This is a genomic window from Flavobacterium sp. (genome assembly GCF_043780635.1).
Lineage (GTDB): Bacteria > Bacteroidota > Bacteroidia > Flavobacteriales > Flavobacteriaceae > Flavobacterium.
On the sequence record NZ_JAYWCK010000044.1, the window covers coordinates 39,496 to 61,308 of the forward strand.

The following is a 21,813-nucleotide window of genomic DNA, read 5'->3' on the forward strand; positions in this document are numbered from 1 at the left end:
CTCAAATAACTTTAATGCAAAAATTAAATCTAAAATAATCCTTTTTTAAAGGTTCCAAAACAATAAACCTTTGCAGTTTTTGAAGCTTTTTATTCTATATTTGCCCTATGCAGTTTTCAGAAATTTTAGGGCAGGATTACATCAAAAACCACTTGACACGAAGCGCCGATTTAGGTAGAATTCCTCACGCACAATTATTTGTTGGACCTGAGGGAAGTGGCACTTTATCAATGGCGATTGCTTATGCTCAATACATTTTATGTGGCAATCAAAACGGAGAAAATTCAGGTATCAATGAAGCTTGCAATCTCAAATTCCAAAAGATTTCACATCCTGATTTACATTTTGTTTATCCAACGGTAAGCACCGAAGATGTGAAAAAAAATCCAAAAAGTCTTGATTTCATTGCAGATTGGAGACAATTTATTAGCCAAAATCCTTATGGAGGTTTGTTCGATTGGTATTCCGTTTTAGGCGTCCAAAACAAACAAGGCGAAATTCGGGTTGATGACGCACAAGAAGTTCTAAAAGCATTAGCTTTAAAATCATATGAAGGCGGTTATAAAATTATGATTGTTTGGATGGCCGATAAAATGAATATTTCTGCTTCCAATAAATTACTGAAACTGCTCGAGGAACCGCCAGAAAAAACAGTTTTTATTCTGATTTCCGAAAACGAGGAAGACATCATTCAAACAATTCGCTCTCGTTGTCAAGTCCTGCATTTAAATGGATTGAGCGAACACGTCATTACTGGAGCTCTTGTTTCTCGCGAACAAATAGAACCAAAACTGGCTACAAAAATCGCCCATCAAGCACAAGGAAATTACAATAAGGCCTTGCATTTGCTAAAAGATGACAGCGAAGAATTTCCATTCGAACAATGGTTTGTGGTTTGGGTTCGTGCGGCTTTCAAAGCCAAAGGAAATCCAGCTGTAATTGCAGATTTAATTCATTGGAGCGAACAAATTGCTGCTTTGGGAAGAGAAACCCAAAAGAAGTTTCTGCAATATTGCATTGATATTTTCCGTCAAGCATTGATGCATAATTACGAAACGCCAAGTCTGGTTTATTTTGAGCCAGCCGTTGAAAATTTTACGATAGCCAAATTTGCGCCTTTTGTAAACGGCAACAACATTCACGAAATATTCCAGGAATTGTCCGATGCAATTTACCACATTGAGCGCAACGGAAATGCCAAAATAATCCTCACTGATTTATCCATAAAACTCACCCGTTTAATACATAAAAAATAAGAATATGAACAACGCAGCCTCCATTTTGCTTTTGGCTTTTTTGGCCATCACATTCATACAATCCAGTTATGATAAATTATTTTATTGGAAAGACAACCTCGATTGGCTAAAAGAGCATTTTGCCAAAACCCAATTGAAAAACCTGGTTCGTTTAGCCTTGCTGAATATCTTGGTTTTAGAATTAATTTCTGGGATTTTGTGCGTAGTAGGTGGCATCGAATTGTTCGTAAGCAACGGAAGAACCTTTGGTTTATACGGTGCTGTTTTTTCAAGTATCACTTTATTGATGTTGCTTTTTGGGCAACGACTAGCCAAAGATTATGACGGCGCTAGAACCATTGTTATCTACTTTATCCCGGCAGTTATGGCGGTTTTATTGTTGAGTTAAAGATATTTAAAGTTTACCATATAAGGCATTTAAGATCATTTAAGGCTAGATGACTTAGTTCTTAATTTGTTATTTACTCAAAATAAACGTGTAATTTTGCTCAACAATAAATAAAAACTATTTATTACAACAAACTCAAATGACCTTATATTCCTTATATGGTTAAAAAACATAAAAATGAATTCAAAACATCCTTCTGAATCTTTGACCGTATTAACTGATTTGGTTTTACCTAGCGAAACAAATCCCTTAAACAACCTTTTTGGTGGCGAATTATTGGCCCGAATGGATCGTGCCGCTAGTATTGCTGCAGGAAGACATTCGCGTAGAATTGCCGTTACCGTTTCTGTAAACCACGTGGCTTTCAACAAAGCAATTCCGTTGGGAAGTGTTGTTATTATTGAGGCTAAAGTGTCAAGAGCCTTCAAAACTTCAATGGAAATTTACCTTGATGTTTGGATTGAAGAAAAAAAATCTGGAGAAAGAACAAAGTCCAATGAAGCCATTTATACTTTCGTGGCTGTCGATGACGCCGGAAAACCTGTTGAAGTGCCACAAATAATTCCCGAAACTAAACTTGAAGAACACCGTTATAATGACGCCTTGAGAAGAAAAGAGCTTAGCTTGGTCTTGGCTGGAAAATTAAATCCTCACGATGCTACGGAATTGAAGGCGTTGTTTGTGTGAAATTAACATTAAAACACCAACAATGAATCCGAAAAATTTTATAATTGTCCTAATTTCAATTTTATTGTTTCAAAGCTGTTTAGACTTAAGAACGTGTTCACAAGATCTTTCAGGAAAATATATTTGTAAAAATAATCCAACGGCAGTTAATTATTTAGAAATTAAAGGTGATGGAACATTTTTACATTATTATCAAAACGGTAATGTTGTTTTAACCGACAAAGGAACTTGGCTGAAAAGCGACGACGGATATTGTGAAATTGAATTAAGTGAATGGAAAAATTTTAATGAATTAGGAGAGAAATTTAAAACTTTTGGAAATGGGATTTTATGGATTAATGATAAATATTTAGACATTTCTCCTGACGGAAATTCATCATCAAGTTTTGAAAAATTGCAAAAGTAAAATTTTCATCCTACTCTTAAACTATTAATCCAATTTCCGTAAAAATTCCTCTTGCTTCTTCCAAAAAAAGAAGTATTTTTACAAAAAGATAAGCACAAAAATAAATGAAAGAAAAGATGAGTTCAGAGAAAGAAGCCAAATTAAAAGCACTACAACTTACACTTGACAAACTAGATAAAACCTACGGAAAAGGCACCGTAATGAAAATGGGCGACAAAGCCGTCGAAGAAGTGGAAACTATTTCGTCAGGATCTTTGGGAATCGATTTAGCCTTGGGAGTTGGCGGTTATCCAAGAGGAAGAGTGATTGAAATATACGGTCCTGAATCTTCGGGAAAAACAACCTTGACTTTGCACGCCATTGCCGAAGCTCAAAAAGCTGGTGGAATTGCTGCTTTTATAGATGCAGAACACGCTTTCGATAGAAATTATGCCGAAAAACTGGGCATTGACATCGAAAACTTAATCATATCTCAACCTGACAACGGGGAACAAGCTTTGGAAATTGCCGAGAATTTAATTCGTTCAGGAGCGATTGACATTGTCGTGATTGACTCGGTTGCTGCTTTGACTCCAAAAAGTGAAATCGAAGGCGAAATGGGTGATTCTAAAATGGGATTACACGCTCGTTTGATGTCTCAAGCTTTGAGAAAATTGACTGGAACCATCAGCAAAACGCATTGTACGGTTTTCTTCATCAACCAGTTGAGAGAAAAAATTGGCGTAATGTTCGGAAATCCTGAAACTACGACGGGGGGAAATGCCTTGAAGTTTTATGCTTCGGTACGTTTGGATATTCGTCGTTCGACTCAAATCAAAGATGGCGATAACGTACTTGGAAACAGAACCAAAGTGAAAGTCGTGAAAAACAAAGTGGCTCCGCCATTTAAAGTAGCTGAATTTGATATTATGTATGGCGAAGGAATTTCTAAAACAGGAGAAATCTTGGATTTAGCCGTTGAATTTGAAATCATCAAAAAAGCGGGTTCTTGGTTCAGTTATGGCGAAACTAAATTAGGACAAGGTCGTGATGCGGTGAAAGCGTTAATCAAAGACAATCCGGAATTAGCCGATGAATTAGAAGCCAAAATCAAGGCTTTGATAAAAGAAAAAAATGCTTAAAATTAGAAAAGAGTCTCCAATGTGAGGCTCTTTTTTTTGGTTTACTTTTAAATTCAACTTTCTGAAGAACACCAAAAGAGGTGAAATTATTTAATAAAAAAGCGTGTTTTATAAGAATTTATTGCTAATTTAGAACTCTAATTTTAAAACCTACTAATTTATGAAAAACCCCAAACCCCAAACCCCAAACCCCAAAATTTAAACTTTAAGTGTTGTTTAGTTGCTTTGGCTTTAATCCTTTTCTCTTGTAGTCCTGAAGATAATACTGCGGGAATAAATCAAACCGATGCCATTACAAATCAACTAACAAAAGATTTGAAACTAGATCAATTTAAAAATCAAACTTTTGCTAATAATTTGGTTGTAAATTGGGAAAGCATAAAGAAAATAGAGAAAGATGGTGTTGAAATTTATGAAATAGAGGTTGAAGAAAAAAATCCGACCATAATCAAATCCAATTTATTTCAAAGCAAATTAAAATACGCATTGATTAGTATTAAGAAAGAAAATCAGATTTACTCCTATTTAATTGAAATCTATTCTGGTTTAAATCATCCTTTATATGCTAATTCTATTCAAAAAATAGACGCCTTTACTGGCACTCTTAACGTTTATGAATTGTACGGAAAGCAAATAGACCAACTAGTGGTGATTAACGGGAAAAGTATAAATCCATATGCAAATAATGCTTTAATGCCTCTTAATGATATCATTAATCGATTTCATTTAGGAAATAAGAAAACAGCCAGCGTACCCGTCTGTTATCTTTCAGAGCATGTCTATGTTACTTATTCAATCTATACAGATCATTATTACAATATAACCGTTGGTACTATTACTGAAAAAAAGTACGCTTATACCACAATTGCAACATACACCGTAGATGAACCTATGAGCGTGCCTTGTGGTGAATCTGAAAGTTCTTATGAAACCTACAAATACGTAACTATTAGAAATGAAATTATTGATAATGTATTAGACCCTTGTGATAGATTAAAGACACAAAACAGTAATCCTGATTTTAAAGCAAAAATAGATTTACTTAAAAAGAATACAGGTTTATTAAAAGAAACTGGGGTGGTACAAAAAGCAGACGGAACATTTCTAGATTTTGTTAGTAGCAGTAATCCAAATTATATGACTCCTCCTGCAGGAACTAATTTTAAGGGTGGTATTCATGTCCACATAAACCCTTATCCATCAGGAAAGTTTCATCCAGATGGTTCGCCCATAATGTCTAAGCCTATCCCAATATTTTCTCCTCAGGACATTAAGCAGTTCTTAGAAACTTTACTTAATACAAAAACCAATACTATTCTTGTAGCAGATGTTTATTCCACAATGGTTTCTAGTTCAGGAACATATACTTTAAAATTTACAGGAAATATTGCCGATATAAACACGAATTTTAATTGGGGAACTGATTTAGATGATAAATTCAAATTAGCAACAAAAAAGGATGGAAATGAGCTAGGTTTTTTACTGTTTTTAAAAGACAATATAGGCATCAAAGGAATTACCTTATATAAAGTGAACGATGACGGAACATCAGAAAAAAAATCATTAGACGCAATCAATTTATTACAAACAACTCCATGTCAATAACACAAAAAACGAAAAAAATGAAAAAAATACTAATTTTAGGATTTATTATCCTATCGAATTTATCTTGTAAAGCACAAACTATACTGCCACTGGAAGAAGTAGCAAAATACTTAGATTCTGGAAATGGAATCCCTAAAAATATTACTTATATAAAAGACGTAAATAATATATTAGACAAATATGTAGGAACGTGGAAAGGAACTTATAATAGTAGAAATTATGAATTTAGAATAACAAAATATACAAGTAATTATAAAAACTTATTGGAAGACAAACTCCTAATGCGTTATGTTATTTCAGATAGTAACGGAACAATTATTGAAGATACCAGAGCGTTACCAGACACTAGTTCTTATGTTATTAAAGGGGATTATTGGGAAAAGGCTTCTTATTTTTTGTATTATATAGGAAAAGAAAGTTTGTGTGGTCAAAAAGGCAGTATTATTATTGATATTCAACCAAACAGTAATAATAACAAAATGAGATTGTTTTTTATGGAGCAACAAGAGATTATTTCTTTAAAAGATTGCCCCAATGGTAATGCAGCCCAAATTATGCCAGTAAATGATTTGATTTTGACCAAACAATAGAAAAAGCACTTAAATAGAAATTTTATGTCAAGGTCGTGATGCTGTAAAATCGTTAATCAAAGACAATCCGGAACTAGCCGATGAAGTAGAAGCCAAAATCAAGGCTTTAATAAAAGAAAAAAATGCTTAAAATTAGAAAAGAGTCTCCAATGTGAGGCTCTTTTCTTTTACTGTCATTGCGAGGAACGAAGCAATCTCATTTCGAAAGCAATTACTTTTTGGATTCAAATAATTGCAATTGTTTATGAATTACTTTCCAAGCTTGGTCTTTAAGACTATTCTTGTCAGCCATTGTTTTTCCTTCTGTTTCAATAAATGGAAGAATTTTTACGCGTAAAAGTCCTGGGCTTCCACTAAAAATGGTATAGGAATACCGCTTTTTATTATCTCCAAAAGCAATGGGAACAATCGGTAATTGATGGTCAATAGCTAAGCGGAAAGCGCCGTCTTTAAAGTGGTCCAAAACTATAGATTCGTCATCAGGAACTCCGCCTTCGGGAAAAATACAAATGCTGAGTCCTTGATCTATTCTTTTTTGTGCTCGTTCAAAAACACCGTGTTTACTTCTGGAATTTGTTCTGTCGACTAAAATACAGGTTCGTTTGTAGAAAAACCCAAACAAAGGAATTTTTACCAATTCTTTTTTACCCACAAAAACGAAAGGTTTCTTTACCGAGACTAGCATCAGCATAATATCGACCATTGAAGTGTGATTGGCAACAAACATATAACTTTTATGAGATTCGAGCTCTTGATCTTTTTCGATTTTATAATAAAATCCCATTCCGAAAAGAATGACTTTCGCCCAAATTCTAGCCATTTTAAAAAAATAAGGATAGCAACTTTCGGTCAAAATGGAAGCTACCAAAAAAGGAAACATAATTAGAATAGGTATGGTCATTAATACATATAACCAGACACGCCAAACGGACCAAAAAATAATTTTTATTCCTCTCATAGCGTCAAATTTACTTTTTTAACCGCAAAGTTGGTATGTTATTTTATCCAAATTCTTAAATAATGTCATTTCGACGAAGGAGAAATCGCATTAGTTGCTCTCGTTATGTGATTTCTCCTTCGTCGAAATGACAAAAATAATATCTCAAAAGAAAGTAATACTGTGCTAATTCTTTATAAAAGCATTAAATTTGAAAACTTATTTAAGTATAAATTACAATGGCAAAAATACTCACCGGCGTTCAAAGTACAGGAACACCACATTTAGGGAACTTACTTGGCGCAATCATTCCGGCAATTGAATTATCGAATGATCCTAAAAATGAATCGTTTCTTTTCATTGCCGATTTGCATTCGATAACCCAAATAAAAGACGGAAAAACATTAAGAGAAAATACATATAGCACCGCAGCAGCTTGGCTTGCCTGTGGTTTGAATGTGGATAAAGTAGTTTTTTACCGTCAATCCGATGTGCCACAAACGGCTGAATTGTCTTGGTATTTGAGTTGTTTTTTCCCTTTCCAAAGATTGACATTAGCACATTCTTTCAAAGACAAAGCTGATAGATTAGAAGACGTAAATGCTGGATTATTTTCGTATCCAATGCTTATGGCTGCCGATATTTTGTTATACGATGCACAGTTTGTTCCCGTGGGAAAGGACCAATTGCAACACGTAGAAATTACACGTGATGTGGCTTCACGTTTTAACCACCAAATGGGAGAAACTTTTGTAATTCCTGAAGCCAAAATTCAAGAAAACAGCATGTTGATTCCTGGAACCAACGGTGGAAAAATGAGTAAATCAGCCAATAATATTATCAATATTTTCTTGGATGATAAAGCCTTACGCAAACAAGTAATGAGCATCGAAACTGATAGCACACCACTTGAAGCTCCTAAAAATCCAGAAACCTGTAATGCTTTTGCTATTTATTCTTTATTGGCTACACGAGAACAAATAGAAGGAATGAGAGCCAATTATTTGGGTGGAAATTACGGTTACGGTCACGCCAAACAGGCTTTGTTTGAATTGATTGTCGATAAATTCAAAACCGAAAGAGAGAAATACAATTACTTTATGAATAACCTCGCCGAAGTAGATGCTTTATTAAAAACTGGTGCCGAAAAGGCTACAGTTGTTGCTAAAGGCGTTTTAGGAAGAGTGAGGGTAAAATTAGGTTTTGAGTAAATAATTTCCCGCTTGTCCTTCAAAAAAATCAACCGCAGATTTGCAGATTAGTTTTTTATTAATCTGCAAATCTGCGGTTAATTTTTTTAATTTATCGATTCACCATTCGCAACACCATCCGCATCAGGATTTACGAAAACGAGCTTCCCTTCGGCGTTATTTGTCATCAAAATCATTCCTTGACTTTCAACGCCACGTAGGTTTCTTGGAGCCAAATTCACTAAAACAGTCACGCGTTTCCCTACAATTTCTTCAGGAGAAAAACTCTCGGCAATTCCCGAAACAATAGTGCGAATGTCAATACCAGTGTCGATTTTTAGGATTAAAAGCTTGTTGGCTTTTGGCATTTTCTCTGCTTCGAGAATGGTTCCGACACGCAAATCCATTTTGGCAAAATCATCATATTGAATGGTTTCTTTTTGTGGTTCAACCACTTTGTTTTCGGCTAAATTAGCGGTCTTTGTTGCTTCCAATTTGTCTATTTGTTTTTGGATTTCTTCGTCTTCAATTTTGGCGAAAAGCAATTCGGCTTCCCCAATTTGGTGTCCTGCAGGAATCAAATCGGAATTTGTTGCAACATTATTCCAACTTAATTTTAAATCTGTTTTCAAAATGCCGGATAATTTGCAAGCGGTAAAAGGTAAGAACGGTTCACACAAAACACGCAAAGCAGTAGCAATTTGCAAAGCCACATACATTTGGGTTTGTACACGACCCAGATCAGTTTTTACCATTTTCCAAGGCTCTTCGTCTGCCAAATATTTATTTCCCAATCGGGCAACATTCATCAATTCGCCCAAAGCTTCACGGAATCGATACCGTTCCAAAGAACTCGAAATCACGGCTGGGTATGCTTTCAATTCGGTCAAAGTAGCTTCATCAACTCCCGAAAATGTGTTCGGACTTGGAACGATTCCTTCGTAATATTTATTGGTTAACACCACCACACGATTAATGAAATTTCCAAAAATCGCAACCAATTCGTTGTTGTTTCTCGCCTGAAAATCTTTCCAGGTAAAATCATTATCCTTGGTTTCAGGTGCATTCGATGTCAGCGCATAACGCAAAACATCTTGCTGATTCGGAAATTCTTCCAAATATTCGTGCAACCAAACCGCCCAGTTTTTAGACGTCGATAATTTATTTCCTTCCAAGTTCAGGAACTCGTTTGCAGGAACATTATCTGGCAAAATATAGCTTCCTTCTGCTTTCAACATCGCCGGAAAAATGATGCAGTGAAAAACAATATTGTCTTTCCCAATGAAGTGAACCAGTTTCGTGTCCTGATCTTTCCAGTAAGGTTTCCAATCTTTTCCTTCTCTCGCAGCCCATTCTTTTGTCGAAGATATATAACCAATCGGGGCGTCAAACCACACATATAATTTTTTCCCTTCGGCACCTTCAACAGGAACATCAATTCCCCAATCGAGATCACGAGTTACCGCACGAGGTTCTAGTCCGCCGTCAATCCAGGATTTTACTTGTCCGTAAACATTGGGTTTCCAGTCGTTTTTATGTCCAACTAGAATCCACTCTTTCAAGAAATCTTCATAACGATCCAAAGGCAAAAACCAGTGTTTCGTCGATTTCATAATTGGAGTTTCTCCCGTAATTGTTGATTTTGGATTAATCAAATCCGTTGCATTTAGTGTCGAACCACAATTTTCACATTGATCACCATAGGCTTCTTCGTTACCACAACGTGGACAAGTTCCCACAACAAAACGGTCTGCTAAAAATTGGTCTGCTTTGGCATCATACAACTGCTCGGTCACTTCCTCTATAAAATCACCTTTATCATATAGCGTTCTAAAAAATTCCGAAGCTGTATCGTGATGAATTTTAGCCGAAGTTCTCGAATAATTATCAAATGAAATTCCAAAATCCGAGAATGATTTTCGGATAATTCCATCATATTTATCGATTACTTCCTGAGGTGTAACCCCTTCTTTTTTGGCTTTCATCGAAATCGCCACGCCGTGTTCATCGCTTCCGCAAACAAACAAAACGTCTTTCCCCAGTAATCTTAAATATCTGGAATAAATATCCGAAGGCACGTAAACACCCGCCAAATGCCCAATGTGAATGGGTCCGTTTGTATAAGGCAATGCCGCCGTAATGGTATATCTTTTTGGATTCTGTAACATAATTCAGTTTAATTTGTTGCAAAAATAAGGAATTATTTATTGTCTTCCTGAGCGCAGTCGAAGGATTAGGAGCTATTTCCCGCTATCCGTTGCAATCTTATTGTTTTTAAAGGAAAAATAATAAGGATTTCCACTGCTATCGGGGCTAGGGCATTGGGGTTTTCGATACCGTTTTTGTTTTATGAAATTTATCATTACGTCATAATAATGTAAACTATATCAATAATTATGTAACATTCTTCGAGACCTATACAGCTAATTTTGCAGTATTAATTTTAAACAAATTAGATATGAAAACTAAAAGCATATTTCTTATGATGCTACTAAGTATCGGATTATTTGTAATGTCTTGTAATCCTAATAACGAAAACGATGGAAATACAATAGCTCCTATAGTAGGGAAATGGGGTATTGTTAAAGTTGGTACCAATATTAATGGTGTAGAAACATTGGCTGATCCACCACAAAATGTAAGTGGTTGTGACCATGATTATATTAATCTAAAGATTGATAATACATTAACTTCAGGAGATTATGATTCTACTGTTAGTCCATGTGCACTAACAACTGTGTCAGGAACCTATTCCAAAGGGAATAGTAGATTAATTACTGTTATAAATGGTGTAACTACAACTTATGATATTGTTAATCTAACAATTAATGAATTAAAGTTAAAAAATGGTAACGCTATCTCAGTTTACATCAGATAATTAATTTATTCTGGTGCTAGATTCTGCATCTTTCGGGATGGAGTCAAAACAGAAATAACTTTTAAAGTTGGTTCCGTTTTTTGTATTGTTATTTAACGGTTTTTTGCAGCCAAATTTTCAAAAAACAACCCTATGGAATTCGGTAGAATATTTTTTTCAGAAACGGTAATGAATAGTGAATATCTTCAATACGTGATTCACTCCAATATTTTGATAAGCAACTTGATGCGAAAGTAAGGATTGAAAGATAATTTGATTCACGAAGATGCTTTGATGTACTGTTATTTTTTATATCTTTAACAGTCAGTAACTTACTAACTAAATCAAAATCATTGTGAAACATATTTACTTTTGTTTATCGTTAACGATTTTCTCAATTACAGGTGTTTTTTCACAAGATGTATCCCCAAATGGTGGCTTCCCAAATAATACAGATAAACGTTCAATTTGGTATGCAGACCTCTATGCAGGAGGCGCTTTTGGCTATGTCGATGGTTTTGCAGCAGGTGGAAGTATTAGTTTTCAGCAATCAAATGTATTATTCACTTTAGGTTATGTTTCTGATAACGAACAAAGCGGTTTAGAGTATGTCGATAACTCAGGGTCAATACCTTTAAATTATTACAAACACTATCGTATAGAAAATATACCCTTAATGATAGGTTTTTACCATCCATTTAATGGTGCTTCATTGAGCGCAAGTGCCGGGTTGTCAGTGCTTTATTATTCAGAATATATTGATGTAAACACATTCAGTATTTTTGGTTCTAATGCTACCGAATTATATTCTAAAACCACACTAGGTTTTCCGTATGAGTTTAATTTAAAACTTTATAGAAAAAAAGAAAGTGATTTGGCTATTGGTTTAAAATTGTTTGGAAATTTAGGCAAATACAACTACACTGGATTAGCATTAGTTGTAAGTGTAGGGAATTATAAATAGAATTCTCTATTGAAAAATAATTGCAAAACAAAGGTTGTTATATCAAAATATAACTGACTTGATTCTAAAAAACCAAACTTATTTTTTTACAAACTGCAATTGTTTAGTTCCCTCTTTTGTATATATTGTCATAAAATAAACCCCTTCCGAAAAAGCACTAACATCCCAAGAAGTAGCCGAAGTTGTTTCTTTTACTTTTTGACCTAAAGCGTTATAGATAATAGATTTTTGAAGAGAAATTCCCTTTGGAAAAGCCAGAAATATTCTATTATTTGTAGGGTTTGGGTATAACTTTATGCCATCTAATTTGAAATTTTCAGTGGCCAATGTAATGTTGGAATTTTTAGAAATTAAATCTTTTTTTGGATCAAAAACAACACTTGTAACCACAAAAGGAACATATTTAACAAAAGTTTCTCCATTGGAAGCATTGTTTAAAACTAAATCCATTTGTTCTCCACCAGCACCAAAAACCCGAACAGGAACTGGCATTTCAAAAAAAGGTACCGATGCATCGGATTGGGTTTGATTCACACTTAAAGAAACCGTTCCATTAAAATTATTTTGAACAGCAATCGAATAAGTTGGAAAGCCTTGGTTGTATACCCAATCGTTGAAAAACTCGGTTAAACTGCTGCCATAAACTGCTTCAAGATGCGACTGCAAATTGGACGTAACAGCATATTTATACGCCAAATTAGAATCGGTTAAATAATTTTTTAAGCCTTGAAAAAACATTGTGTCACCTAATTTGAATCGAAGCATATTTAAGACCATCGCTCCTTTATAATAGGTTAATCGTTGACTAAAAATTCGACTTACATTCAATGCTTCAGCATCTGTTAAATATATAGCGCCGTTTGCAACCGAAGTAATCGAGTTTATCATATTGTTTTTATCGGTAATAAAAGCCGCTTGTCCGTCAAAATTTTCGATAACCATCGAGGCTAAATAGGTGGCGAAGCCTTCGTTGAGCCAAACATCTTTCCAAGTGCCACAAGTAATTTTGTCACCAAACCATTGATGCGCCATTTCGTGAGCAATTAATTGTCTGCCAAAGCTAACCATAAACGAAACGGTGGTGTGTTCCATTCCACCACCCCAACCAAATTGGGCGTGACCATATTTTTCGTTGTGAAACGGATAGGTTTCGAATAAATTTTCATAAAGATTCAAAATTAACGGAGTTTGTGCCAATTGATTTTGAAGAGTTGGAGTTAAATTTTCCGGATAAATATAATTGACAATTGGATATTGATTCGGAATAGTTCCACCCGTTTGATTGTAAACGGAATAATCAGTTACTGCCATACAAATCAAGTAAGCAGGAATTGGATAGTTGTGATGAAAATGTGTCGTTTTATCCGATCCATTAATAACTGGCGCTTCGGGTTCGACACCGTTAGAGACGCTAGTATATTGATTTGGAGCGGTAATATAAACATCAATACTATCTACTTTATCGTTCAAATCTTGTTTGCAAGGCCACCAATTCAATGCTCCGAAAGGTTCTGACAATGTCCAAATAATTGGAGAAGTTCCGTGTGTGCTTTGCATAAAGGATCCAAATCCTGAAGAGGAAGGTGCCCCAGAATAGGTGATTTCTACTGTTTCCGAAGTTCCTGTTGTTTGTGTTGCAGGCAAAGTTATTTGTAATTCAGTTGCGCTTTGGGTAAAAGTTAGATTGTCAATTCCTCTTTTTACAGAACTTACGGTCAATGTATTTGATAAATCGAAAGTTAGACTCGCCATATCTGACAAAGCAGTGTAAGTTGTGGTTATTTTCCCCGATATAAAATAGACTGCCGGATTAATAGTAAATTCTAATTTATGATACGTAATATCATAATTTGCAGTGTTTGGATTGGTTTTTACCGACATAAGTTTTGAAGCCAAGTTAGCTTCAGAAGCTCTCATTTTTTCAAATAAAACAAGATTGTCTTGTGAAAAAATGAAAGAGGTAATCAATAGAAAACCGAAGAGAAATATTTTTTTCATAGGCTAAAATATTTATGGTAAAAATAAGTAATCTATCTGAAATGCAATCTTTAATAGCAGAAAAAGCGCAAACACAATTTAACATTGTGCTATAAATCGTTCTTAACTTTTTGATTCCCCCTTTTTATAAAAACATTTCCTTAAATTTGCTTCCTTATATTGAAAAACAAACAAAGAGTTAAAAAATTAAGTTATGTTACAAATCGCATTTATTAGAGAGAATCAGGAAAAAGTAATCAAGGCTTTGGCAAAAAGAAATATGGATGCCACCAGTGTTGTTGAAGAAATCGTGCAACTGGATGAAAAACGTCGCGCCACACAAGTGGAATTGGACGGAATTTTATCAGAATCTAATAAATTGTCCAAAGACATTGGCGAATTGATGAAAGGTGGCGAAAAATCAAAAGCCGCAATCCTAAAAGAAAAAACGGTTTTGTTGAAAGAAAAAAGCAAAGCATTAGCCGAAACCGCTGATCTACTTGCCGCAGAACTTTCTGAAAAATTATATACTTTACCTAATCTTCCCGCTGATATTGTTCCAGAAGGAAAAACTCCCGAGGAAAATCTAAACGTTTTTCAAGAAGGTGATATTCCAGTTTTGCACGAAGGAGCGCAACCACATTGGGAATTGGTAAAAAAATACGACATCATCGATTTTGAATTAGGAAATAAAATTACTGGCGCAGGATTTCCGGTTTACAAAGGAAAAGGAGCCAGATTACAACGTGCTTTGATTTCTTATTTCTTGGACAAAAACGCGGCTGCAGGTTACAAAGAATACCAAGTTCCGCATATGGTCAACGAAGCTTCGGCTTATGGAACGGGACAATTGCCGGACAAAGAAGGGCAAATGTACCACGATGCCACCGATAATTTATATTTAATTCCAACGGCAGAAGTTCCGGTAACGAATTTGTTTCGTGACGTGATTTTGAACGAAAACGAATTGCCGGTTTTGGCAACAGCTTATACACCTTGTTTTCGTCGTGAAGCGGGTTCTTATGGCGCTCACGTTCGTGGTTTGAACCGTTTGCATCAATTTGACAAAGTCGAAATCGTGCGAGTGGAGCATCCTGATAAATCTTACGAAGCCTTAGATGGAATGGTCGAACACGTAAAAAGTATTCTCCAAGAATTGAAATTACCGTATAGAATATTGCGTCTTTGTGGTGGTGACATGGGTTTCACATCAGCTTTGACGTATGATTTTGAAGTGTATTCTACGGCGCAAGAGCGTTGGTTAGAAATCAGTTCGGTTTCTAATTTCGAGACTTTTCAAGCGAATCGTTTGAAATTGCGTTTCAAAGACAAAGACGGAAAAAACCAATTGGCACACACCTTAAACGGAAGTTCATTGGCTTTGCCAAGAGTTTTGGCAGGAATTTTAGAAAATTACCAAACGGCAGAAGGAATTGTAATTCCTGAGGTTTTAAGAAGCTATTGCGGGTTTAATATTATTGATTAGTAATCAGTATTCTATTTTGGAAATCCGTTTGGGAATTCGAATTTAATATCTAAATTAAGAATAAAAAATGAAACAAATTTTAATGGTTTTCGCTCTTGGGTTTTTACTTTTTTCCTGCAATAATGACGGAGAAATAATGAATAACCAAAATAATCTTCCTTTAGTTACTAAAATGAGTTATCCCATTTTTAATTCAGAAAATCCGACTCAGCTAATTTATTTTGCATATGATAACAGTAATCGACTGACCAAAAAAACCGGTGGGTTTTTGCAATTAGCTACAACAACAGGGTATTCAGGTTTTTTCACAAATGAGATTTATACCACTTTAGTGTATGAAAATAACAAAGTTACTGTCGAAGATTTCACTACTTCAGTTGTATTTACAGTTCCCAAAAATACTAGATATTTTACTTTGAATAGCGCAATACAAATTGAGCAAAAAGTAATTCCAAATACTTACAATATCTATTGGTCTAAAAATCAAGTTTTCGATTATTCAAACGAAAAACTTCAGGAAATAAAAACAACTTTTCCAAATATGCCTTATGATTCAACAGATCCAAATGATTATTTATTGACTTATTCAGAAAAATTTTATTATGACTCCTCTGGTAATCTATCCAAAACGGAATATTTTGAGCAACATAATGGAATAAATAAAGGGGAAAAAATTGTTAGAATATTTGAAAATTATGACAAAGGATTAAATCCTTGGAAAAGGTTTCATTTGTTAGATGAGTATTTTTATCGTTCAATCTCAAAAAATAATTATCGAAAATATACAGAAGTACATTACAATAATGAAATAATAACTTCATCAAATGAGGTAAACTGGACATTTTCGTATGACTCAAATGGTAATATTTTGACAAATTAATATCTAAAAAGTATTACGGAGAATAAGGCTTTCATATATTTTTAGCAAAAAAACCAATATCGTATACTTTTGAAATGAAATACTTTTTTCTACATATCGCTCTGTTTTTTTCATTGGTTTGTTTCTCGCAAAACGAGCAACTGGCGCAGTATTATTTCGACAAAGGCGATTTCGAAAAAGCAAAAATCAGTTTCGAAGAATTATTAAAAAATCAGCCGTCAAACTCTCAATATTTTCAGCGAACTATTGATTGCTACCAACAATTACAACAATTTGACATTGCCGAAAAAGCCATTCGAGAACGTTTGGACGAATACAAACAAGGCAATCTTCTGGTCGAATTGGGTTATAATTTTCAGCTGCAAAAAAACGAGGCTTCCGCCAAAAAGTATTACGACGAGGCCATCGAACGAATCAAGAAAAATCCAAATGAAGTTTACGGAATTTCAAATTCTTTCGAGAGAAAAGTTTTGTTGCAATATGCCTTAAAATCCTATCAAACGGCAACGGCATTGCAACCCAATTTTAATTTCAATTATCAAATAGCACAGCTATACGGACAATTGGGCAACACCGAAATGATGATTTCCACTTTCCTTGATGAAGCTTTTGAAAATCCCCAAAATTCGATTCAAATCCAAAATCAATTGGCTCGTTTTATGTTTGAAGAAGGCGATGAAAACTTCAATGAAATTTTGCGAAAAGCATTAATTATTAGAGCTCAGAAAAACCAAGATGTTTTTTGGAACCATTATTTGAGTTGGTATTATGTTCAACAAAAAGAGTTCGGTAAGGCTTTCATTCAAGAAAAAGCAATCTTCAAACGCAATCCGGAATCACTTTCCAGCATCGTGAATTTGGGACAACTTGCCATCGAAGAAGACAATCCCGAAGCAGCCAAAGAAATTCTGGGCTTTGTTCTGGAAAACAGCAAAGATTTAGAACTGCTTATCCAAGCCAATTCCTATTTACTGGATATGAAAATCGGAAAGGCGCAGGAAAAAGATTTTGCAACTATCAATACAGAATTACGCAGTTTGTTGACTGAATATGAAATAAGTCCATTTACGCTATCTTTGCAACTGATTCAGGCGCATTTTGTGGCTTTTAATTTGCGAAAACCTGAGGAAGGAAAAGTAATAATCAAGAAAGCACTTGAGTTACAATTGAACGATTATGAAGCGGCTCAGGCCAAAATGGAGTTGGCAGATATTTTGCTTTATGAAGAAAAATTCAATCAGGCATTAATTTATTATTCCCAAATTGAAGAGAATTTAAAGAACGATGCCGTGGCGCACGAGGCGAGTTTGAAAGCCGCCAAAACCAGTTATTTTCAAGGGGATTTTGTGTGGGCTTTGAAACAGTTCAAGGAATTGAAATCGACAAGTACGCAATTGATCGCCAATGATGCTTTGGAATATTTCCTTTTAATAAACGACAATACCGTCGCCGATTCGACTCAAACCGCATTGAAACAGTTTGCCAAAGGTGATTATTCGTTATATCAAAACAGGAATCCCGAAGCGATTGCGCAGTTTCAGTCAATTTTGAAAAGCTTCAAAGGACAAGACATCGAAGCGGTAACTTTGTTGCGTTTGGGTAAAATTTATGAAAAACAAGGCGAATATAATTTGGCTTTAGCCCAATATCAAAATATCATAGCACAACACAGCGACGGAATTTATATTGATGAAGCCCTTTATTTTTCGGCAGAAATTTATAACAATAAGTTACAACAACCTGATAAAGCAAAACCGCTTTACGAGAAAATAATTTTTAATCATCAAGACAGTATTTACTTTGTTGATGCTCGAAAGGAATACCGACAATTGCGAGGAGACAAGAATCTTTAAAAAATGGTTAATTGTTTAATCGATTAACCAGTTAAACAATTAAACAATTAACCAAATTCACAACAATGATCATTTACAACGTTACCACAAACATACACGAAAGCGTCCACGAAAAATGGATGATTTGGATGCAACACAAACATATTCCTGAAATGTTGGCCACGGGAAAATTCTCATCGGCAAGAATGGTGCGCGTTTTAATTGAAGAAGAGATGGGAGGAATGACCTATTCTGTTCAATACACAACCGACAGCAAAGCAACTTTGGAAAAATATTATCAAGAAGATGCTCCAAAATTGCGTGACGAAGCGCTTCAATTATTTGGAGATAAAATGCTCTCTTTTAGAACGGAACTGGAATTGATAAGTGTATTCCCACCTGCGCGGGAATGACAAGGTAAATACATTGTTGACTCTTTCTTTCCCACGCAGTTGGGAAATCAAAACATTTTGGATTTAAAAAACCAAGACGGGATTGAAAAGGAAAAATATTTTTGTATGCACTGTCTTTCCCACGCAGGTGGGAAACCAACCGAATGAATGTAATGACGAGTTAGAGTTAAAAGAGGCTAAATTTTCCTATGAGCTGTCTTTCCCACGCAGGTGGGAAACCACAATAAAATAATCCAAATTTAAATGTATAAAACACAACATCAATATTACATTTACATTTTAGCAAGTCAAAAAAATGGGACTTTGTATATTGGAGTTACAAATGATTTAGAAAGAAGAGTTTTGGAGCATAAACAAAAAGTAAATGAAGGATTTACTTCGAAATATAATGTAAATATGCTGGTTTATTTTGAATCTTTCCAATATATAAATGATGCAATTTTAAGAGAAAAACGTCTTAAAAAATGGAATCGTCAATGGAAAATCAATTTAATTGAAGAAGGAAACAAAGAGTGGAATGACCTTTCTGAGGATTGGTATAACTAAATAGATTCCCGCCTGCGCGGGAAAGACAGTAAACCCAACCCTTTGAGGGAAGAAGATTAAACTACCGCCTGCGCGGGAAAGACAAAAAAGCGGAATGGAAAAAGTAAAAGCCAAAAAACACCTCGGACAGCATTTCTTAAAAGATGAAAGTATTGCCAAAGTAATTGCCGACACCTTGAATCTCGAAGGTTACGATGACGTGTTAGAAATAGGTCCAGGAATGGGAGTATTGACCAAGTATTTATTGGAAAAACCAATCAATACTTACGTTATTGAAATCGATACAGAATCGGTGACGTATCTTGACGAGAATTATCCAAAATTAAAGGATAAAATCATCTCTAAAGATTTCTTGAGGTATAACATTAATGAAGTTTTTGAGGGGAAACAATTCGCTATAATCGGAAATTTTCCTTATAATATTTCCACTCAAATCGTATTTAAAGCATTGGAATATCGCAACCAAATTCCCGAATTTGCGGGAATGTTCCAGAAAGAAGTAGCCGAACGCATTTGTGAAAAAAAGGGAACTAAAGCCTATGGAATTCTATCGGTTTTAGTTCAGGCTTTTTACGATGCCGAATATTTATTCACCGTAGACGAACACGTTTTTATTCCACCCCCAAAGGTAAAATCGGGAGTTTTACGTTTGCGTAGAAAAGAAAACTTTACTTTGCCTTGTCAGGAAAAATTGTTTTTCACGGTGGTAAAAACCGCTTTCCAGCAACGCAGAAAAACATTGAGAAATAGTTTAAAAACACTAAATTTGTCCGATAGTTTGAGAGAAGATGAGGTTTTTAACCTTCGTCCGGAGCAACTTAACGTAGAACAATTTATAGCACTTACCCAAAAAATAGAAGCCGATGGAGTTTAAAATCAGCAAGGAACTAATTCAAGAATTAGAGCAACTTATTCAAAATAAAAACGACGAGCAATTGGGTGTTTTGTTGAATGATTTGCACCACGCTGATATTGCCGAAATTCTCGACGAACTCGATTTTGATGAGGCAACCTATATTTTCAAGGTTTTAGATAGCGAAAAAACAGCCGAAATCCTTCTGGAATTAGAAGATGATTTACGGGAGAAAATATTAAGTAGGCTTTCGCCAAAAGAAATTGCGGAAGAGCTTGACGAGCTCGAAACAAATGATGCTGCTGATATTATTGCAGAGCTTTCGCAAAGCAAAAAGCAGGAAGTAATCTCCGAACTTCAAGATGTAGAACACGCCAAAGACATCGTCGATTTGTTGCGTTATCAAGAAGATACTGCTGGAGGAATTATGCACAAAGAGTTGGTAAAAGTCAATGAAAATTGGAATGTGTTTACCTGCATTAAGCAAATGAGAATCCAGGCCGAAAACATTTCAAGAGTACATTCTATTTATGTAGTTGATGATGAAGACCGATTGCTTGGGCGTTTGTCACTCAAAGATTTATTGACAACATCAGCAAAAACACCGATTAGCGAAGTATATATTAAAAAATTAAATTCGGTGATGGTAGATACCGAAGATGTTGAGGTAGCTCGTATAATGCAAAAATACGATTTGGAAGCCATTCCAGTTACAGATGAATTGGGTAGATTAGTAGGCCGAATTACCATCGATGATATTGTGGATGTAATCAAGGACGAAGCCGATCAAGATTATCAATTGGCTGCAGGTATTACCCAAGACGTAGAAGCTGGCGATAGTATTCTCGAATTGACAAAAGCGCGTTTGCCTTGGCTTTTAATCGGAATGGTTATTGAAATTGTAGCCTCGTTTGTATTAAAAAGTAACGAAAGTGCCTTCCAAAAATATTCTACTTTAATTATTTTCGTTCCTTTACTTTCAGCTACTGCAGGAAATATTGGAGTGCAAGCCTCGGCAATTGTTGTTCAGGGTCTGGCAAACGGAACTTTAAAAGAATTTAGTCGTGATTATTTCAGTAAAGAAATTGCAGTTGCGATGATTTCAGGAACAATAATTTCTTTGTTGCTTTTGGGATATCATTCGTTTATGTATCAGCAATATCAAGTTGGATTGGCCATTTCAATATCTATCATCGTAGTTATTTTATTTGCGGCTACTTTAGGCACATTGGTTCCGCTTTTTCTGCATAAAAATAAAATTGATCCCGCCATAGCAACAGGGCCATTTGTTTCCACTACAAATGATGTATTTGGAATAATTCTGTATTTTTGGATCGCACAAATGATTTTAGGGTTTTAAAAAATTAAACAAATGAAAGTACACATTATTGGGGGAGGAAACTTAGGTGTTTCCATAGCATTAGGATTAGCAAAATTTTCGAAGAATAACCAAATTACTGTAACCAGAAGAAATACTTCGAGCATTTTGCATTTGGAAAAATTAGGCGTTACGGTTTCTACGGATAACAAACATAACATTCAAGAAGCAGACATTATTATTCTCACCATAAAACCGTATCAGGTGAATACAGTTTTGGCTGAAATTCTTCCTGTAATTTCTAACAAAGTAATTGCTTCAGCAGTAAGTGGATTGTCTATTGAAGCGCTTCAAAACAAGATTGGCGACACGCATCATGCCATCCGAATTATGCCCAATATTGCGGCTCAATTTGGCGCATCGGCGACGTGTATTGCTTTCAATGAAAAAGACAAAGAGAATGCACAAAATGTAGTAGCACTTTTCCGTGATTTAGGAACGGCACCT

The 21,813-nt window shown here is 35.0% G+C and carries 21 protein-coding genes and 1 pseudogene; 19 read left to right on the plus strand and 3 right to left on the minus strand.

Going from position 1 to position 21,813, the window contains the following annotated elements:
- The first annotated feature begins 107 nt into the window (after positions 1 to 107).
- From ACH2BV_RS04400 to ACH2BV_RS04435, 8 genes and pseudogenes are all read left to right on the plus strand, one after another.
- Positions 108 to 1,256 carry an ATP-binding protein gene (locus tag ACH2BV_RS04400; protein WP_395049509.1) on the plus strand — a complete coding sequence of 383 codons (1,149 nt, stop codon included), beginning with the start codon at positions 108 to 110 and terminating at the stop codon, positions 1,254 to 1,256.
- 4 nt (positions 1,257 to 1,260) lie between these two features.
- Positions 1,261 to 1,644, plus strand: coding sequence for a DoxX family protein (locus tag ACH2BV_RS04405; RefSeq protein WP_395049510.1), 384 nt, complete (start codon positions 1,261 to 1,263; stop codon positions 1,642 to 1,644).
- A 177-nt stretch (positions 1,645 to 1,821) separates the two neighbouring features.
- Positions 1,822 to 2,331, plus strand: a complete 510-nt coding sequence (locus ACH2BV_RS04410) for an acyl-CoA thioesterase (RefSeq protein ID WP_395049511.1) — start codon at positions 1,822 to 1,824, stop codon at positions 2,329 to 2,331.
- A 22-nt stretch (positions 2,332 to 2,353) separates the two neighbouring features.
- The gene (locus ACH2BV_RS04415) at positions 2,354 to 2,737 is read left to right on the plus strand and encodes a hypothetical protein (RefSeq protein WP_395049512.1); all 384 of its coding nucleotides are present in this window, start codon (positions 2,354 to 2,356) and stop codon (positions 2,735 to 2,737) included.
- A gap of 116 nt (positions 2,738 to 2,853) precedes the next feature.
- Positions 2,854 to 3,858, plus strand: a complete 1,005-nt coding sequence (recA, locus tag ACH2BV_RS04420; RefSeq protein WP_395049513.1) for a recombinase RecA — start codon at positions 2,854 to 2,856, stop codon at positions 3,856 to 3,858.
- 225 nt (positions 3,859 to 4,083) lie between these two features.
- On the plus strand, positions 4,084 to 5,463 hold the full coding sequence (locus ACH2BV_RS04425; RefSeq protein WP_395049514.1) for a hypothetical protein: 1,380 nt from the start codon (positions 4,084 to 4,086) through the stop codon (positions 5,461 to 5,463).
- Between the two features lie 17 nt (positions 5,464 to 5,480).
- Entirely contained in the window at positions 5,481 to 6,053 is a 573-nt protein-coding gene (locus ACH2BV_RS04430) for a DUF6705 family protein (RefSeq protein WP_395049515.1), read from the plus strand.
- Between the two features lie 22 nt (positions 6,054 to 6,075).
- Positions 6,076 to 6,183 (plus strand): annotated as a pseudogene (locus ACH2BV_RS04435) (DNA recombination/repair protein RecA); the annotation flags it as partial.
- Between the two features lie 81 nt (positions 6,184 to 6,264).
- On the opposite strand, the gene ACH2BV_RS04440 reads toward ACH2BV_RS04435, so the two are convergent.
- Positions 6,265 to 7,011: a lysophospholipid acyltransferase family protein gene (locus tag ACH2BV_RS04440; protein WP_395049516.1), complete on the minus strand. Its 747-nt coding sequence runs from the start codon at positions 7,009 to 7,011 to the stop codon at positions 6,265 to 6,267.
- A 218-nt stretch (positions 7,012 to 7,229) separates the two neighbouring features.
- Here ACH2BV_RS04440 and trpS point away from each other — a divergent pair, with 218 nt between their 5' ends.
- Positions 7,230 to 8,201 carry a tryptophan--tRNA ligase gene (trpS, locus tag ACH2BV_RS04445; protein WP_395049517.1) on the plus strand — a complete coding sequence of 324 codons (972 nt, stop codon included), beginning with the start codon at positions 7,230 to 7,232 and terminating at the stop codon, positions 8,199 to 8,201.
- Positions 8,202 to 8,287: 86 nt separating this feature from the next.
- Here the strand turns inward: trpS and metG are convergent, their stop codons facing one another.
- Positions 8,288 to 10,348: a methionine--tRNA ligase gene (gene metG, locus ACH2BV_RS04450; protein WP_395049518.1), complete on the minus strand. Its 2,061-nt coding sequence runs from the start codon at positions 10,346 to 10,348 to the stop codon at positions 8,288 to 8,290.
- A gap of 290 nt (positions 10,349 to 10,638) precedes the next feature.
- Here metG and ACH2BV_RS04455 point away from each other — a divergent pair, with 290 nt between their 5' ends.
- Positions 10,639 to 11,058, plus strand: a complete 420-nt coding sequence (locus ACH2BV_RS04455) for a lipocalin family protein (RefSeq protein WP_395049519.1) — start codon at positions 10,639 to 10,641, stop codon at positions 11,056 to 11,058.
- A 334-nt stretch (positions 11,059 to 11,392) separates the two neighbouring features.
- Positions 11,393 to 12,001 (plus strand): hypothetical protein, encoded by a 609-nt coding sequence (locus tag ACH2BV_RS04460; protein WP_395049520.1) that lies wholly within the window; start codon positions 11,393 to 11,395, stop codon positions 11,999 to 12,001.
- Positions 12,002 to 12,079: 78 nt separating this feature from the next.
- Here the strand turns inward: ACH2BV_RS04460 and ACH2BV_RS04465 are convergent, their stop codons facing one another.
- Entirely contained in the window at positions 12,080 to 13,999 is a 1,920-nt protein-coding gene (locus ACH2BV_RS04465; RefSeq protein ID WP_395049521.1) for a M1 family aminopeptidase, read from the minus strand.
- Between the two features lie 193 nt (positions 14,000 to 14,192).
- Between ACH2BV_RS04465 and serS the strand changes: the two genes are divergently transcribed.
- The 8 genes from serS to ACH2BV_RS04505 all read left to right on the plus strand — a co-directional run.
- Positions 14,193 to 15,464: a serine--tRNA ligase gene (serS, locus tag ACH2BV_RS04470; protein WP_395049522.1), complete on the plus strand. Its 1,272-nt coding sequence runs from the start codon at positions 14,193 to 14,195 to the stop codon at positions 15,462 to 15,464.
- Positions 15,465 to 15,531: 67 nt separating this feature from the next.
- Positions 15,532 to 16,344 (plus strand): hypothetical protein, encoded by an 813-nt coding sequence (locus ACH2BV_RS04475; protein ID WP_395049523.1) that lies wholly within the window; start codon positions 15,532 to 15,534, stop codon positions 16,342 to 16,344.
- Positions 16,345 to 16,418: 74 nt separating this feature from the next.
- Complete coding sequence (locus ACH2BV_RS04480; protein WP_395049524.1) at positions 16,419 to 18,197, plus strand: tetratricopeptide repeat protein; 1,779 nt, start codon at positions 16,419 to 16,421, stop codon at positions 18,195 to 18,197.
- A 65-nt stretch (positions 18,198 to 18,262) separates the two neighbouring features.
- Positions 18,263 to 18,589: a DUF4286 family protein gene (locus ACH2BV_RS04485; protein WP_395049525.1), complete on the plus strand. Its 327-nt coding sequence runs from the start codon at positions 18,263 to 18,265 to the stop codon at positions 18,587 to 18,589.
- A 243-nt stretch (positions 18,590 to 18,832) separates the two neighbouring features.
- Positions 18,833 to 19,135: a GIY-YIG nuclease family protein gene (locus ACH2BV_RS04490; protein WP_395049526.1), complete on the plus strand. Its 303-nt coding sequence runs from the start codon at positions 18,833 to 18,835 to the stop codon at positions 19,133 to 19,135.
- A gap of 94 nt (positions 19,136 to 19,229) precedes the next feature.
- Positions 19,230 to 20,009, plus strand: coding sequence for a 16S rRNA (adenine(1518)-N(6)/adenine(1519)-N(6))-dimethyltransferase RsmA (gene rsmA / locus ACH2BV_RS04495; RefSeq protein ID WP_395049527.1), 780 nt, complete (start codon positions 19,230 to 19,232; stop codon positions 20,007 to 20,009).
- Positions 19,999 to 21,348 (plus strand): magnesium transporter, encoded by a 1,350-nt coding sequence (gene mgtE, locus ACH2BV_RS04500; protein WP_395049528.1) that lies wholly within the window; start codon positions 19,999 to 20,001, stop codon positions 21,346 to 21,348. The genes rsmA and mgtE overlap by 11 nt, the downstream gene beginning before the upstream one ends.
- Before the next feature lie 12 nt (positions 21,349 to 21,360).
- Positions 21,361 to 21,813 (plus strand): pyrroline-5-carboxylate reductase family protein (locus tag ACH2BV_RS04505; protein ID WP_395049529.1); only part of this gene is annotated, 453 nt, incomplete at its 3' end.

Excerpts from the sequence above, each read along its gene's own strand:
- serS (WP_395049522.1), top strand. The coding sequence starts at position 14,193 with ATGTTACAAATCGCATTTATTAGAGAGAATCAGGAAAAAGTAATCAAG.
- ACH2BV_RS04485 (WP_395049525.1), top strand. The coding sequence starts at position 18,263 with ATGATCATTTACAACGTTACCACAAACATACACGAAAGCGTCCACGAA.
- metG (WP_395049518.1), bottom strand. The coding sequence starts at position 10,348 with ATGTTACAGAATCCAAAAAGATATACCATTACGGCGGCATTGCCTTAT.
- ACH2BV_RS04465 (WP_395049521.1), bottom strand. The coding sequence starts at position 13,999 with ATGAAAAAAATATTTCTCTTCGGTTTTCTATTGATTACCTCTTTCATT.
- ACH2BV_RS04430 (WP_395049515.1), top strand. The coding sequence starts at position 5,481 with ATGAAAAAAATACTAATTTTAGGATTTATTATCCTATCGAATTTATCT.
- ACH2BV_RS04415 (WP_395049512.1), top strand. The coding sequence starts at position 2,354 with ATGAATCCGAAAAATTTTATAATTGTCCTAATTTCAATTTTATTGTTT.
- ACH2BV_RS04455 (WP_395049519.1), top strand. The coding sequence starts at position 10,639 with ATGAAAACTAAAAGCATATTTCTTATGATGCTACTAAGTATCGGATTA.
- ACH2BV_RS04490 (WP_395049526.1), top strand. The coding sequence starts at position 18,833 with ATGTATAAAACACAACATCAATATTACATTTACATTTTAGCAAGTCAA.
- ACH2BV_RS04440 (WP_395049516.1), bottom strand. The coding sequence starts at position 7,011 with ATGAGAGGAATAAAAATTATTTTTTGGTCCGTTTGGCGTGTCTGGTTA.
- ACH2BV_RS04400 (WP_395049509.1), top strand. The coding sequence starts at position 108 with ATGCAGTTTTCAGAAATTTTAGGGCAGGATTACATCAAAAACCACTTG.
- ACH2BV_RS04405 (WP_395049510.1), top strand. The coding sequence starts at position 1,261 with ATGAACAACGCAGCCTCCATTTTGCTTTTGGCTTTTTTGGCCATCACA.
- trpS (WP_395049517.1), top strand. The coding sequence starts at position 7,230 with ATGGCAAAAATACTCACCGGCGTTCAAAGTACAGGAACACCACATTTA.
- recA (WP_395049513.1), top strand. The coding sequence starts at position 2,854 with ATGAGTTCAGAGAAAGAAGCCAAATTAAAAGCACTACAACTTACACTT.
- ACH2BV_RS04475 (WP_395049523.1), top strand. The coding sequence starts at position 15,532 with ATGAAACAAATTTTAATGGTTTTCGCTCTTGGGTTTTTACTTTTTTCC.
- rsmA (WP_395049527.1), top strand. The coding sequence starts at position 19,230 with ATGGAAAAAGTAAAAGCCAAAAAACACCTCGGACAGCATTTCTTAAAA.
- mgtE (WP_395049528.1), top strand. The coding sequence starts at position 19,999 with ATGGAGTTTAAAATCAGCAAGGAACTAATTCAAGAATTAGAGCAACTT.
- ACH2BV_RS04480 (WP_395049524.1), top strand. The coding sequence starts at position 16,419 with ATGAAATACTTTTTTCTACATATCGCTCTGTTTTTTTCATTGGTTTGT.
- ACH2BV_RS04410 (WP_395049511.1), top strand. The coding sequence starts at position 1,822 with ATGAATTCAAAACATCCTTCTGAATCTTTGACCGTATTAACTGATTTG.